General features: G+C 53.0%; 11 protein-coding genes. 2 read left to right on the plus strand and 9 right to left on the minus strand.

Annotation, left to right across the window (positions count from 1 at the left end; all coding sequences use genetic code 11):
- Window positions 1-41: 41 nt before the first annotated feature.
- The 3 genes from prfB to Kalk_RS05065 all read right to left on the minus strand — a co-directional run bounded on the left by prfB (window position 42) and on the right by Kalk_RS05065 (window position 5,241).
- A protein-coding gene (gene prfB / locus Kalk_RS05055; RefSeq protein WP_101893165.1) for a peptide chain release factor 2 occupies window positions 42-1,137 on the minus strand; the annotation gives its coding sequence in 2 pieces (ribosomal slippage) (window positions 42-1,064 and window positions 1,066-1,137; 1,095 coding nt in all).
- 81 nt (window positions 1,138-1,218) lie between these two features.
- The gene (locus Kalk_RS05060; protein WP_101893166.1) at window positions 1,219-4,179 is read right to left on the minus strand and encodes a 7TM diverse intracellular signaling domain-containing protein; all 2,961 of its coding nucleotides are present in this window, start codon (window positions 4,177-4,179) and stop codon (window positions 1,219-1,221) included.
- 78 nt (window positions 4,180-4,257) lie between these two features.
- Complete coding sequence (locus Kalk_RS05065; protein WP_101893167.1) at window positions 4,258-5,241, minus strand: GlxA family transcriptional regulator; 984 nt, start codon at window positions 5,239-5,241, stop codon at window positions 4,258-4,260.
- Window positions 5,242-5,361: 120 nt separating this feature from the next.
- Between Kalk_RS05065 and Kalk_RS05070 the strand changes: the two genes are divergently transcribed.
- A complete protein-coding gene (locus tag Kalk_RS05070) occupies window positions 5,362-7,152 on the plus strand; it encodes an acyl-CoA dehydrogenase (RefSeq protein ID WP_101893168.1) in 1,791 nt (596 codons plus the stop codon).
- A 42-nt stretch (window positions 7,153-7,194) separates the two neighbouring features.
- The gene (locus Kalk_RS05075) at window positions 7,195-7,980 is read left to right on the plus strand and encodes a crotonase/enoyl-CoA hydratase family protein (protein ID WP_101893169.1); all 786 of its coding nucleotides are present in this window, start codon (window positions 7,195-7,197) and stop codon (window positions 7,978-7,980) included.
- Window positions 7,981-8,057: 77 nt separating this feature from the next.
- Here Kalk_RS05075 and Kalk_RS05080 read toward each other — a convergent pair whose 3' ends face one another.
- The 6 genes from Kalk_RS05080 to Kalk_RS05105 all read right to left on the minus strand — a co-directional run bounded on the left by Kalk_RS05080 (window position 8,058) and on the right by Kalk_RS05105 (window position 15,550).
- The gene (locus tag Kalk_RS05080; protein WP_101893170.1) at window positions 8,058-8,900 is read right to left on the minus strand and encodes a type IV pili methyl-accepting chemotaxis transducer N-terminal domain-containing protein; all 843 of its coding nucleotides are present in this window, start codon (window positions 8,898-8,900) and stop codon (window positions 8,058-8,060) included.
- A 264-nt stretch (window positions 8,901-9,164) separates the two neighbouring features.
- Window positions 9,165-10,892: a single-stranded-DNA-specific exonuclease RecJ gene (gene recJ, locus Kalk_RS05085; protein WP_101893171.1), complete on the minus strand. Its 1,728-nt coding sequence runs from the start codon at window positions 10,890-10,892 to the stop codon at window positions 9,165-9,167.
- A gap of 69 nt (window positions 10,893-10,961) precedes the next feature.
- Window positions 10,962-12,041 (minus strand): threonine synthase, encoded by a 1,080-nt coding sequence (gene thrC, locus Kalk_RS05090; protein ID WP_101893172.1) that lies wholly within the window; start codon window positions 12,039-12,041, stop codon window positions 10,962-10,964.
- Between the two features lie 63 nt (window positions 12,042-12,104).
- Window positions 12,105-13,412: a homoserine dehydrogenase gene (locus Kalk_RS05095; protein WP_101893173.1), complete on the minus strand. Its 1,308-nt coding sequence runs from the start codon at window positions 13,410-13,412 to the stop codon at window positions 12,105-12,107.
- A gap of 23 nt (window positions 13,413-13,435) precedes the next feature.
- The gene (alaC, locus tag Kalk_RS05100; RefSeq protein ID WP_101893174.1) at window positions 13,436-14,611 is read right to left on the minus strand and encodes an alanine transaminase; all 1,176 of its coding nucleotides are present in this window, start codon (window positions 14,609-14,611) and stop codon (window positions 13,436-13,438) included.
- A gap of 171 nt (window positions 14,612-14,782) precedes the next feature.
- Window positions 14,783-15,550, minus strand: coding sequence for a DsbC family protein (locus Kalk_RS05105; protein ID WP_101893175.1), 768 nt, complete (start codon window positions 15,548-15,550; stop codon window positions 14,783-14,785).
- Window positions 15,551-15,647: the final 97 nt, after the last annotated feature.

Consider the following 15,647-nt stretch of genomic DNA (forward strand, 5'->3'; position numbering starts at 1 on the left):
TTAAGTATGCCAAGGCAAGCTCGGCATCTTAATGCGATAGATTACAGTCCGGCCTTTAGACTGGCCTCAATAAATTGATCCAGATCCCCATCCAATACAGCGTTGGGGTTGGAGCTTTCCACTCCGGTACGCAAATCCTTAATGCGGGACTGATCCAGCACATAAGATCGGATCTGGCTGCCCCAACCGATGTCTGATTTGGCGTCTTCCATCGCTTGCTTTTCAACATTCTGCTTCTGGATTTCCATCTCATACAGTTTTGCACGCAACTGTTTCATGGCTTGATCTTTGTTCTTGTGCTGGGATCGGTCATTCTGACACTGGGTAACAATGCCGGAGGGCATATGGGTAATCCGCACCGCAGATTCGGTTCGGTTAACGTGCTGTCCACCCGCTCCGCTGGCACGATATACGTCGATCCGCAGATCCGCTGGATTGATCTCGATTTCGATATTGTCGTCAATCTCTGGTGATATAAAGACTGAAGCGAACGAGGTGTGTCGACGATTTCCGGAATCGAAGGGCGATTTACGCACCAGACGATGAACTCCCGTTTCGGTTTTTAACCAGCCGTACGCGTATTCGCCCTGGAAGTGAATGGTGGCACTTTTGATACCCGCCACTTCGCCATCGGAGACTTCGATCAGTTCTGTTTTAAAACCGGCACGCTCACCCCAGCGCAGATACATGCGCAGTAGAATATTGGCCCAATCCTGCGCCTCGGTGCCACCGGAACCAGACTGAATATCCAGATAACAGTTATTGGCATCCATCTGACCGGAGAACATACGCAGAAACTCTAGGCGAGCCACGTCGGCTTCCAGCTTATCCAGCTCAGCCTCGACATCCTGTACGGACGCTTCGTCGTTCTCCTCTACGGCCATATCGAGCAACTCGCTGAGGTCGCTGACACCAGCGGAGAGATTCTTGAGGGTGGATACAGTTAACTCCAGTGAGGCCCGCTCACGACCCAGATCCTGGGCCCGCTCGGGATCGTTCCAGATGCTGGGGTCTTCTAGTTCGCGGTTTACTTCGTCAAGACGTTCGCACTTGATATCGAAGTCAAAGATACCCCCTCAACGCGTCGCCGCGCGCTTGAAGGTCTTTGATTTTATTGAGAATTGGATTGATTTCCATGGGTGTCGACTATCCGGAAAATGCACATGAATGTGGAAAGGCGCGTATTTTACCGGTCAATGGAGCGAGTATCCAGCCAAATTAGTCGGCGCTGGCGGGCGAAGCTGTTGTTGGGTGTGAATGCTGCAGATAACGCTCCAATGTCGACTTCAACACATCGAATTCCAGAGGTTTATTCAAGACCTCATCCATTCCCGCATGGTTGGCATTTTGCTTCAACTCATCCATGACATGGGCGGTGAGTGCTATTACCGGCTTTCGCACATGGTGCAGTTTCGATTCCTGCTGACGCAATGCTCTGGTAGCGTCGAATCCATTCATAATGGGCATTTCGCAGTCCATCAGCACTAGATCATAGGCTTGGTAATCTTTCAGCAAGCGATCCAATGCTTCTCGACCATTGCCCACCAAGTCAAATGCAACCCCCATTTTGTCGAGCATTTTGGCCACTACCATCTGATTGACCTGGTTGTCCTCCGCTATCAATATTCGCTTGCCACCAAAACAATTGTCACCGTCACGGGAGGGGGCGCTATGGGGGGCAACCTCCGTCAGCCCCAACATCATATCAAGTATCGGATCCAGGATACGTTGAACAACAACCGGGCGTGTGATGGAGCGCACCTGAGCCGACCTGCTTTCCATCATGGGGTTCACAACGGCACTAGCCTCTCCAATGGGCGCTATTAACAGGCAGAATATACCCTGGCTGTGTATCTCGTTTTTTAACTGGGTGCACCAATCCACCCCACCTGCATCCAGCAATTGCTGGTTAATGATTACCAGATCAAACCGCTTACCATCGGGATCATCGCGCAGCAGCGAGAGTGCATCCGCACCACCACTGGCAGTAACTGGTTCGATACGTTGGTGACGCATTACTTCGGCCACCGCCTCCTGATAACCGCGAGAGCCATCGATGATCAATATGCGTTTATTGGCCAGCACCCACATGGATCTGTGCCGCAACGCCGCTCTTGCAGTTGAGCCCACAGGGCAATCAATGCTGAAACGAAACACGCTGCCTTGACCAGGCATGCTGTGTACTTCGATGCCTCCGGCCATCATCCCTGCCAAGCGATCACTGATGGTGAGGCCCAGCCCCGCGCCTCCGAATTCACGTGTAAGGGAGGTGTCGACTTGCATAAAGGGCTGGAACAGGGCTTGCTGTTTATCCAACGGGATGCCAATTCCGGTGTCCTGAATCTCAAACAGCAACCGACATGTTTGATCGACATGCTGATCCGGTTTTTGACTGACCCGCATGATCACTGAGCCATGCTCGGTAAACTTGAATGCGTTACTAATGAGGTTCATGAGCACCTGGCGCAGCCGGGTTGGATCGCCCTGAATGCCCTCAGGTATGCCGGGGTCGATGGAGATGATGAACTCTAAGCCTTTACGCGCGGCAGTCGTCTGGAACACACTGGCGATCTCTTCACACATTGCCTGCAGTTCGATATCCAGCGTTTCTAATTCCAGTTTGCCTGCTGCAATCTTGGAGTAGTCCAAAATATCATTGATGATGTTTAACAATGATTTCCCTGAACTATCAATGATGCTTAGATACTGCTGTTGCTGAGGATCAAGGTCTGTATCTTTCAGCAGTTCGGCCATTCCCAGCACGCCGCTCATAGGGGTACGGATTTCGTGGCTCATCGTAGCAAGAAATTCGCTTTTCGCGCGGCTCTCGGCTTCTTCTTCAAACACTCTCTGGTGGGTTTTGAGTTCCTCCACCTTGGCATTGTAACGCACCTTCAGGTAACGCTCGTGCTCATCCTGCGCCAGTTTTTCGTTTTCCAGCGCGCGCTTTTGGGCTTCGGATTTTTGCCGCCGCTCCTGATTAATACGATCGGCCAATGCAAACGAGAACAGCACAACCATCACCATGAAGCCAACTTGAAGTGTGTTATGGGAGGTGCCACTGGGCGGCAAAATACCGATTTTTTCAGCCACCACCAACAGCCCGATGATGAACAAGGTAGCATTGGCAAGGATATGATAGCGTGCCTCGCGCAGGCCATTTTGAAACGTCACACAGCCAACCAGCAGACTGATAGCAGCAGCGCTAAAACCCACTACTGCCGCCATCAGTACCGCCAGATAATACGGAAGCACAAAAGCACTGAAGAAGACGCCTGCATACAGTACAGCGCATACTCTGACTAGTTTGAAGAAACGCGGGTTGTTACGACTTAAATGCAATAAAGACGCGGTGAAAGCGCAATTGAACAGGCCATAAACGCCCAGCGACATCATTAAAGCCCACTGATTCATGGCTGGAGCAGCAGGCCAGAGGTATTGGAAGCCAAAGCCATTATAAGCCCCCATAAAAAGGCCCACACCAATGACCGACCCTGCGTAATACACATAGGAGGGGTGGCGCACACTGACATAAATGAACAGGTTATACAGCACCATCACCAACAGCACACCAAAATACAGCCCCTGCACCATCAGGTTTCGCTGGCGGTGCTGATAAAATGCGTCTTTGTTCCACACCAGCAACGGCAGCCGCAAAGCCCCCTCTGATTCCACTCGGATGTAAATTAAACTCAGGCTATTGGGTGAGATGGGCAGCGGAACTACAAAGTTGCGATGCGAAACCGGACGCGATGAGAAAGGAAGCGAATCCCCCAGAACAAACTCGGTCAGCGGCTTTTCCTGCTCGGTAGGCAAGTTGATAAAGCGATACACCCTGACATCATCTAACTGGGGATAGGCGATCTCAAGCAGGCCATCCAGTGGATCTGAGGTGTAGTTAGCGACGGAAAAACGCAGCCAATAGCTAGCCGAATCAAATCCAAAGGCGGCGATACTGGAATCCACCGGCTGCCAGCCATTCTGAAAGCGAGCCTGATGCAGAGTCCAATCCCCACGCTCATCCCGCAGGTATTCAACGCCGGATTCAATATTAAGACTGGTAAAGTGACGATCGGTAATTTGAACAGGCACAACGGCGCTGACGCTGTTATGCAACAACGCGATTAATAGAACAATCAGGAAATAACACGGCCGAACTACCCCAGATCGCAGCGACATTCCAAACCCAACCAATCAGTCATCCCTTAACTATAGTCCAGTTGGCAGATCTCGTAACAGGCTGATTTAATCCAATTTTTACATGGCAGCCTTGCTGAAGCGGCCACGATATTCGCGGGGTGAAAGCCCCACTTTGCGCTTAAACATCTTCGAAAAAGATGAAACGTCTTCATAACCGACTTTTTGAGTGATCTCGGCGATCGTTTGGGCGCTGGATTCCAAAAACTTTTTTGCCACCTCAATTCGAACTGTTTGCAGGTAGGCCAGCGGAGATTCTCCTGTGGCGGTTTTAAATCGCCGAATCAAGGTGCGGGGGCTCATGGCGTATTGTTCTGCCAGCCAGGCCAATGAAAAGTCCTCGGCATAGTGTTCATCAATCCACTCCTGCACGGCTTTCACGGTTTCATCGCTGTGATACTTGTTCTGATGGGTGGCAAAATAGCTTAATTGGGAGTGTCGACCGGTATCCAGCACCATGGCTTTGGCGGATTCGATTGCCGTTTCGTGGTCGATATACAGCTCGATCAGGTAAAGCGCCATATCAAACCAGGCGGTGCCACCGCCGGAGCAAAACACCTGGCCATCAGTGGTAATTAATTGCTCCGGCACCAACTGAACTTTGGGGTAGCGAGCTTTGAAGCGCTCTGCATGCGCCCAATGAGTGGTGGCCTTGCGGCCATCCAGAATACCCGCTTCGGCCAGAAAGAATGCACCGGTGCAATTGCTGATGATTTGGGTGCCTCGACTGGCGTAGTCTTTTAACAGGCTAATCAGTTCGCCATTGGTTTGCAGCGCCTTGTCGACATCACCACCAATGGACGGCACCAAGATAACATCCACGTCACCGATTTGATCAAACCGACTGTGAGCATTCACCACAATATTGTTCAAACAACGAATCGGGTTACCGTCTCTGGTGGACAGCTGCACATCAAATTTGGGTTCCATGTGCTTGCCGCTGAAATAGTTCCACGCTGTGCCGGCGGTGGATAAAAGATCAATCACGCCAACCACAGAGGTCGCAAAGGCATAGTCAAAACCGAGAATGCGTACTTTAATCATAACTGTCTAATTCAGCCCTGTATTAGTCATAAATGACAATTACACACTCGGAACAACAATGCAAATATGATCCATCATTTTCCACAACAACACTGGGTATATTTTCGCCAGGAGGGATACATGCCGCTTTTATCACGCCGGGATCTGGAATTTTGTCTGTATGAGATGATGGATACCGAGGGCCTGCTGCAACACCCCCGTTATACCGATCATTCGCGAGAAACCTTTAGCCAGACCATGGACACGGCAGAACAGGTGGCGGAAAGATATTTTGCACCCCACAATCAGCTGGCAGATGAGAAGGAGCCCTGGTTTGATGGCGAACAGGTGCACACCATCCCCGAGGTAAAGGAGGCGTTCCGCCACTATGTGAATTCCGGCCTGCTCAACGCGCGCCTGGATTTTGATGAGGGCGGCATGCAGTTACCGCACATTATTGCTGCGGCCTGCTCGGGCTACATAACCTGCGCCAACCCATCCAGCGCAGCCTATCCGTTTCTGACCATGGCCGCAGCCAATCTGATCAAGCACTTTGCCAGCGATGACTTAAAGAGCCTGTACTTGCCGTTGATGCGCACCGGTATTGCTGCTGGCACCATGGCCCTGACGGAACCCGATACCGGATCCTCACTGGCAGACATCAAAACCAGCGCCACCCCTGTCGATGGGGGACATTACCTGATTCGCGGCAATAAAATGTACATCTCCGGTGGTGATCAGGATATTACCGACAACATCGTGCATTTGGTGTTGGCGAAAATCAAAGGCGCGCCTGCGGGTGTAAAAGGCATCTCGCTGTTTCTGGTACCAAAATGGCTGGTGGACGAAAACGGCCAGCCACTGAAACGAAACGATGTGAAACTGGCCGGGCTACTGCACAAAATGGGTTATCGTGGCACTACCTCCACGGTACTGAATTTTGGTGAGCAGGATCAATGTGTGGGCTATCTGATTGGCGAAGCCCATCAGGGCCTGAAATACATGTTCATGATGATGAACGAAGCGCGGGTGGGTGTGGGCCTGGGTGCCGCTGTCATCGGCTATCGCGGCTACGTGGAATCTTTGGCCTACGCCAGAGAGCGCCCACAGGGGCGCCACCCCAGCAACAAAAACCCTGAATCCAAACCAGTGGCGATCATCGAACACGCTGATGTGAAACGCATGCTGCTGGCGCAGAAAGCCTACGCGGAAGGCTCTATCGCCCTGTGTCTGTATGCCAACCATCTGATCGACCGCATTGAAACCTGTGATGATAAAGATCAGCGCAAACCATTGCAGGAATTACTGGACCTGTTAACCCCCATCGTCAAATCCTGGCCTTCGGAGTTCGGCCCCAAGGCCAATTCACTGGCGGTACAAGTGCTGGGGGGGGCCGGGTATATCCGTGAATATCCGGTTGAGCAGTGTTACCGGGATAACCGCTTGAACCCTATTCATGAGGGCACCCACGGCATTCAAGCCATGGATCTGCTGGGCCGTAAATTGTGGCAGTCCGGTAGCCTGGGTCTGCAAACACTGGCAACCGAGATTCAACAAACGCTTCAACAGGCGGCAGAATTTGATGAGCTGCACGAGCATTGCCAGCAACTGCAACAAGCGCTGGCCCTGATGCACACCACGACCCAGAACCTGGGGGTACAACTGCAACAACAGGGCCCGGATATCGGCTTGGCCAACGCTTCGGCTTACCTGAGCCTGAGCGGCCATATCGTTGTGGCATGGCTTTGGTTATGGCAAGCTACTGCGGCAATGAAAGCACTGCAAAGTGGGTCTGAGGAAGACTTTTACCGGGGTAAACTGCACGGCTGCCAGTTTTTCTTCCGCTGGGAGCTGCCCAAAATTCAGCACTGGAGCAACCTGCTGCAAAGCGCTGATGACACCTGCCGCACCATGCAGAACAACTATTTCTAATTATTCAAAAAACCAATTTACCGAAGCAATGACGAGGACACTATGGCACACGTTGAGACCAGCACCGAGGGACACATTCTTCTGATACGCATCAACCGGGCCGAAAAGTACAACGCTCTGTCACCAGAGATGTACCACGATATGGGCAAGGCACTGATGCGCCTGAACAGCGATCCGGAACTGCGAGTGGCGGTTCTGTATGCAGAAGGCAAACACTTCACCGCAGGCGTGGAATTAGACAAGTGGGCACCCATTTTTGGTAGCGGCAATGCCTTCCCCGTCGGTGAAGATGAAATCGATCCCATGGGTCTGACCGGTGAGCGCCACACCAAGCCAGTGATTATCGCTGTGCAAGGCTACTGTTTCACTTGGGGCGTGGAAATTTTATTGAACACCGAAATTCGTGTTGCCGCCCGCGACACTCAGTTCCAAATGCTGGAAGTACAGCGTGGACTGTATCCCTGCGGCGGGGCGACATTGCGCCTACCGGTTGAAGCAGGCTGGGGCAATGCGCAGCGAGTACTGTTAACTGGCGAACGTTGGAGTGCCGAAGACGCCTATCGCTGGGGCATGATTCAGGAACTTGTGGAACCCGGCGAGCAATTCAACAAGGCGATGGAAATTGCCCAAAGCGTTGCCAAAGCTGCGCCGCTGGGTGTGCAGGGGGTTTTGAAGGCCACTCGCTTCAGCGCCGCTCATCCTCACGATCAGGACGCCAGCGTGCAGCAATTTATGGCGGATCTAAAGCCCGTGATGCAGAGCGAAGATGCGGCTGAAGGCGTTAACTCGTTTATGGAACGACGGGAAGCGGTATTTAAAGGGCGCTGATTTTTCGCCCAACCCAGCTGACACAAACCAAACAGCCCCGCATCGGTTCACGGGGCTGTTTGGTTTAGCTGAGGAGATCAGTTTGAAATATTGGCTGCCAGACTGGATTCACCCAGGATACGACCACCGTTCATAGCGATGCGATCGCGGATGTGGTAAGCGGCCGCTAAAGTATCCGTTTGTTTCACCATGCTTTCCATGGTCACGCTCATCACCACCGGTACATACTTGCCGCTGCTGAATTGTTCCAATCCTAATTTGGCGTAATCCCAATTGCTGGACAGTTGCGCCACAATCAGAGGGTCCACCGCAGCATCCTCTGACGCCAAACGTAATTCTTCCATGCCGGTTTCATAGGCGGTCACCGTGAACTGCATCTCATCCTGCAACCAATCGGCCTCTACACCGATATATTGAGCCAGATAATAAACACCAATGCGTTGTGACAACATGCTTTGCTGCTGGGCCAGATCAATGCGCTCACCGTACAGGTGGGGCAATCGGGCTTGCCATTCCCGCATCAAAAGATCGTTTTTCAACATCAGATCGTTGCCTTCTTCGATCAACTCCAATGACGATTCCTGGCTGGCAACAGTCAGCGCCACAGAGCGGAACTTCTGCCAATCCCGTTTGATATCCAACACGCGCTGATTGAGGTTGGAATTCGGGGAATTCAGCTCCAGCTGGCCCAGCAGAAACTCGTACTCTTCGATGCTGGCCTCCATATCCGCTCGGGAAGCCTGGTAATCCACGCCTGCCGCCATCTGTAAATGATCTTTGGCAATGCGCATTACCAACGTACGCTGTACGGCGGCTTTATGCACCGCATCCAGATCGCTGATGGTGCGGGCCGATGCCATGGTTGAAACGACCCCAAGAACGACAACCAAAAAACTACGAATACTGAACAGCTGATTCATTTTTGCATTCCTTTCGCGTGATGCTTCTACGTCAGAGGTTCCTAGTGGGAACCACGAAACCAAACCTGCTAGGCACTAGTTACAATGCGAACATGCCTGTTACACAATGTTACTGAAATCAGTGTATGCGATGATCGTAGTTTGAACAGGTCGAGAAAGGCGGATTGTGAAGAAGTTCCTACTCTTTTGGCTGTTTTGGTAATTTGACTCAAAATCGATGCAATACGGCGCACACTATGCAAAAAATGAACATTAATTCACCAGTTAGACAGGCTCCAGATGTTCCACCATCAGCTGGGCATTCTGCACGCCACGAAACTCGTTCACGTCCAGTCGGTAGGCTAGATAGATGCGGGATAAATTGCGGTTAGGCCACTTTGCCAGATCCACATTGAAGGCGATGGCATCCACTACGCGCTTGCTTGAAGGCAGGCCAATGGACAGCTTAAGGTGTTTTTCGCCCACAATACGTTGATCCAGCAGCTCGAACTCACCATCGAACAGCGGCTCAGGGAAGCCCTGGCCCCAGGGGCCAGCATTGCGCAGTAAATGAGCAACCGGTAGGTCAATATCCGCCTCGGTAAGCGAGCCGTCGCTGTGCAGCTCGCCGGTCAGATCATCACGAGTCAACAAACGACGGGCTTCTGCATCGAACGCGGCTTCAAACCGAGGCAGATCTTCCACTCGAAGGCTGAGCCCCGCCGCCATAGCATGGCCGCCGAATTTAACGATCAGCCCCGGGTGGCGACTGGCAACCGCATCCAGTGCATCGCGGATATGGAAACCCGGTATGGAACGGGCGGAGCCTTTCACCTGCCCTGCCTCAGCAGGTGCGAATGCAATGGTGGGTCGATGAAAACGTTCTTTGATTCGGGATGCCAGTATGCCGATCACCCCTTGATGCCAATCCTTTTTGTAAATGCATAAGCCCCAGGGCAGCTCCGCCTCATTACCCAGATGCAGTTGCTTGAGGGCAGCCAAGGCCTGTTGCTGCATGTCGCCTTCGATGGATTTACGTTCATGATTAAGCTGCTCCAATTCGGCAGCATATTTCGTGGCAAGACGGTCATCATCCACCAACAGGCACTCTATACCCATCGACATATCTGTGAGCCGCCCAGCCGCGTTCAGGCGTGGCCCTACCGCAAAGCCCAGATCTGTTGCCACCAGGTTGGGCAGACGGCGCTTGGCCACCTCCACCAGAGCCTTGATGCCGGGTCGACAACGCCCAGCCCGCATACGGGCCAAACCATGATGCACCAAAATCCGATTGTTACGATCCAGGGGCACCACGTCCGCCACGGTTCCCAGCGCCACAATGTCCAGATAGTCGGCCATATTAGGTTCTGCCAGACCTTGTCGCTGGAACCAGTTGAGCTGCTTCAAGCGGGTACGCAGGGCCGTCATCAGATAGAAAGCAACGCCGACCCCCGCCAGGTTCTTGGATGGAAACGGACAACCGGGCTGATTGGGATTCACAATGGCATCCGCCTGGGGCAGCTCCGCCGCCGGCAGGTGATGATCGGTTACCAGAACTTTGATACCGGCCTCTCTGGCGGCTTTCACCCCTTCAATACTGGATATGCCATTGTCTACAGTGACGATCAGATCGGGATGTTTCTGCTGCGCAACCGCGACGATTTCCGGGGTCAGACCATAGCCATACTCGAAGCGATTAGGCACCAGATAGTCCACCGAGGCGGCCCCCAGCGCACGCAAAGCCAGTACCGACAGTGCACTGCTGGTGGCACCATCGGCATCAAAATCCCCCACCACCAAAATGCGCTGGCCCTGCTCCAGTGCCACCACCAACAACTCCAAGGCACTATCCAGCCCTTTCAGCTGACTGGCTGGAAGCAAATGTCGCAGGGAAAGATCCACCTCGTCATCACGGTTTAATCCACGATTGGCGTAAATACGTTGCAGCAAACTGGGGACTTCAGGGGAGAATGCAGGAGGATTGACAGGGGCACGGCGGGTTATTCGTTTCATGCTGGGGCGCAGGCGTCCTCGTCAGGAATGATATTGGGGGGGCAGATGCCCCCCCAACAATGGAGCGGCTTACTGCATATTGCGCAGAATGCTTTCTTTTACGGAAGCCAGTTTGGCGTCAATGGTTTCCATGATGGAAGCCTGACACTGGGCGATAGCGGTATCTGGATCTTTCAAACCGTTACCAGTCAGTGTACATACGATTTTGCTGCCTTCAGGGATCTTACCGTTCTTAACGTCACGGATTGCCCCGCCCAGGGAAGCTGCCGAAGCCGGCTCACAGAATACACCTTCGGTCTGCGCCAGCATGCGTTGGGTATCCAGGATTTCCTGATCACTCAGTTCGTCGAACCAGCCACCGGACTCTTTCTGCACAACCCAGGCTTTATCCCAGCTTTGCGGATGGCCAATACGGATGGCAGTGGCGACCGTTTCAGGCTTGTCTACCATGGCTCCACGCATGAATGGCGCAGCGCCGGCGGCCTGGTAACCCACCATTTTAGGGGCGCTGTTGCAGATGCCCGCTTTCTGGTATTCGGTGTAACCCATCCAGTGCGCCGTGATGTTACCGGCATTACCCACAGGCAGGCAGTGATAATCGGGAGCGGCACCCAGCTCTTCAACGATCTCGAAGGCGGCTGTCTTCTGACCTTGCAGACGGTAGGGGTTGATGGAGTTAACAATGGTTACCGGTGCCTCTTCGGCCACTTCCTTAACCAGTTGCATGCCTTCATCGAAGTTGCCACGAATCTGCAGCGTCACCGCACCGTACATCATGGCCTGGGCCAATTTGCCCATGGCGATTTTGCCTTCCGGAATCAACACGAACGCCGTGATCCCGGCGCGAGCAGCATAGGCAGCAGCGGCAGCGGAGGTGTTACCGGTAGAGGCGCAAATGATGGCTTTGCTGCCCTCTTCCACGGCTTTGGTGACCGCCATGGTCATACCGCGATCCTTAAACGAACCGGTGGGGTTCAAGCCTTCGTATTTCACATAGATATCCACATCCTTGCCGATCAGGCGGGGGATGTTGTTCAACCGGATCAGGGGGGTCTTACCCTCACCCAGGCTGATCAGACGGGTATCGTCGTGAACGGGCAGGTAGTCGCGATAGTTATCGATCAGTCCGGTATAGCGTTTACTAGGCATGATAAAGATTCCAACAGTTTTCAGCGTTCAGTTAATTTTTTCGAGGCTTTGACGAATTCGCCTTTAGCCGTCCAGCGTTTCCAGTCGGATGCGCACAATGTCGTCCGCCAGCACATCCAAAGCGCGGATTTTATCCAGCGCACCGTTCATTTTACTTTCCACCACCTGCCGCACGATCATAATCAGCGGCACCGGACTGGATTCGTCCGCCTGATCCTTTTGGATAATGGCTTCTATGTTGATGTCAGAATCGCTCAAGGCAGCGGCAATTTTCGCCAACACACCGGGCTGATCCTTGACGTGCATGCGCAGGTAGTAACCGGTCACCACATCTTCGATGGGTAAAATGGGCGCATCGCTGAGGGAATCTGCGCGGAACGCCAAATGAGGTACACGGTTGTTCGGGTCGGTAGTGAGCGCTCGGGCCACATCCACCACATCGGCCACCACTGCAGAAGCCGTAGGCTCAGAACCGGCTCCGGGGCCATAATACAGAGTGGGCCCAACGGCATCACTCTGAACCATGACGGCATTCATTACGCCATTCACATTGGCGATCAAGCGGCTTTCCGGGATCAGAGTGGGATGCACTCGCAGCTCTACGCCTTTTTCAGTTTGACGGGTAACCCCCAAGTGCTTGATGCGATAACCAAGCTCCCGGGCGTACTCCACGTCTTCACGGGTGATCTTGGTGATGCCTTCGGTAAAGGTTTTGGAGAATTGCAGCGGAATACCAAAAGCAATTGACGCCAGAATGGTCAGTTTATGGGCCGCATCAATACCCTCAACATCAAAAGTGGGGTCTGCTTCGGCATAACCCAGCGCCTGGGCTTCTTTCAGCACATCATCGAAATCACGGCCTTTCTCCGCCATTTCGGTAAGAATAAAGTTACCGGTACCATTAATGATACCCGCCACCCAATCGATACGGTTGGCAGACAACCCTTCACGGATCGCCTTGATGATGGGCACACCACCGGCCACAGCCGCTTCGAATGCCACGTTCACGCCTTTGGCCAGCGCCGCCGCAAAGATCTCATTACCGTGTTCAGCGATCAGCGCCTTGTTGGCGGTAACGATGTGCTTGCCGTTCTGAATGGCTTTCATCACCAACTCGCGGGCAACGGTGGTACCACCGATCAGTTCCACCAGAATATCCACGTTAGGGTCTTCTGCAACGGCAAAGATGTCGCGCGAAACGGTGACACCTGTTGTGTCCGCATTAGCATTATCGCGACGGGCGCCCACATGGGTCACCAAAATTTCGCGCCCTGCTCGGCGGGCGATGTCTTCAGAGTTGCGACACAGCACGTTGAAGGTTCCACTGCCAACAGTGCCCAGACCCACAATACCCACGTTAACCGGTTTCAACTGACGTACCTCTTTTTTATGTGTTATGCCGACTGCAGTAGGCGCTTAATGCCTTTTACCGCCTGTCGTATGCGTTGTTCGTTTTCGATCAGTGCAAATCGCACATGATCGTCCCCATATTCACCAAAACCCAAACCGGGTGAAACCGCTACTTTTGCTTCCTTCAACAATAACTTGCTGAACTCCAGCGATCCCAGCGCACGAAAGCGCTCGGGGATCTTGGCCCATACAAACATGGTCGCCTTGGGGCGCTCTACCTCCCAGCCTATGCCGTTTAGCCCGTCACACAGGACATCTCGACGGCGTTGGTACATCGCGCAAATATCCGCAACGCACTGCTGATCACCTTCCAGGGCAGAGATGGCCGCAACCTGAATGGGCGTAAAGGTGCCATAATCCATATAAGACTTAATGCGAGCCAACGCACCCACCAGGGTGGGATTACCCACACAGAAACCCACTCGCCAGCCGGGCATATTATAACTTTTCGACAAACTAAAAAACTCAACGGCGATATCCTTGGCCCCAGGCACCTGCATAACAGAGGGAGCCTGATAGCCATCAAAGACAATATCGGCGTAGGCCAAGTCATGAACCAGCCAGATTTCGTGCTCCTTGCACACCGCCACCACCTTCTCAAAGAAAGGTAGCTCCACACACTGGGTCGTAGGATTGCCAGGGAAATTCAATACCAGCATCTTGGGCTTGGGCCAACTTTCCCGAATCGCCTTTTGCAATTCTTCAAAAAAGTCCACATCTGGCCCCATGGCGACGTGACGAATATCGGCACCGGCAATAACAAAGCCATAAGGATGAATAGGATAGGAAGGGTTGGGCACCAACACGGTATCCCCGGTGCTCATGGTGGCCAGGGCCAAGTGCGCCAGGCCCTCTTTAGAGCCGATGGTAACGATTGCTTCTTCCACCGGGTCCAGATCCACACCATAGCGGCGCTGATACCAGTCACATATGGCCTTGCGCAAACGCGGTATGCCTTTGGACTGAGAGTAGCGATGGGTGTCGCCCCGCTGCACGGTTTCTACAAGCTTGTTAACAATGTGCTGGGGAGTGGGCTGATCAGGGTTGCCCATACCGAAATCGATAATGTCTTCCCCGCGGGCACGCGCCTGCATCTTCAATTCACCAACGATGTTAAAGACGTAGGGAGGAAGGCGCTTAATTCGGGAAAATTCGGTCACAAAACATCCTAAACCACATGTAAATGGTTACTAACTTCTGGCCTGTAGGCAAGGAGTGTGAACAATACTGATGTGACGGGTAATCGTCAATGGAGGTTATGTAGGGGGTTCTGTTACAGGCCTAAACGAAAAGCCCAGACAGCTGACCTGCCTGGGCCCTTGGGGAATTAGCTATTGTGCTGCTGGCTGCTGGGCGATGGCTTGCTGGATTCCCAACTGATCGGCCAACTGGTCAGCTTTCATATAGCCTCCCAACTGTCGACCATCGGTGGCAAATACGGCAGGGGTGCCGCGCACACCAATGCTATGGCCTAAATTGATTTGATCTTGCAGAGTATTTTGTTCGCAGGTTTTGCCACCAGGGGCAGCGACAGGCTGATTGCTCTTGGCTTGGGTCATGGCAGCACCCCGATCGTCAGAACACCAGATATTGACCATGGTCTGGCCGGCGGGTGATTGCAGGCCATAACGGGGCCAGGCCACGTATTTAACCGTGATTCCCAGGTTATTCATGGCCGTTATCTCTGCATGGAACTTACGACAGTAGCCACAGCTTGTATCGGTAAACACCAGCACCTCGCCCTTTTCTTCGTTGGCTGCCGGGTATACCACCAAATCAGCATCTTTGAGATCGTTGAGGGCGCTCACCCGCTTGTTACTGCGCCAGTTCTCACTGACGTTAACCGTGGCACCGCCGCCGATATTAAGCAGGTCACCGGTAAACACAAACTTGCTGTCGCCGGAAACATACAACAATTCCCCGGCACTGGTTTCAACCTGATAGATTCCACCCACACCGGACTTATCGATGCTGGCAATTTCCACCTGAGGAAACTTGGCGGCAAACGCCCGTTTGATAACATCCTGCTCTGCGGCCGCTTGCAATGACATGGGCAGGGTTAACAGCGCTGCTGCCGCAATCAATATAAATCTGAACATTCCACTCTCTCTGTCTGAGGATTTCCGATAGTGTCTAGCTAGTGGCTACTTACGTATTAGACCCGACACTTCTGCAACATCAGGGTATTAGACCCAA

The organism is Ketobacter alkanivorans (assembly GCF_002863865.1).
GTDB classification, from domain to species: domain Bacteria; phylum Pseudomonadota; class Gammaproteobacteria; order Pseudomonadales; family Ketobacteraceae; genus Ketobacter; species Ketobacter alkanivorans.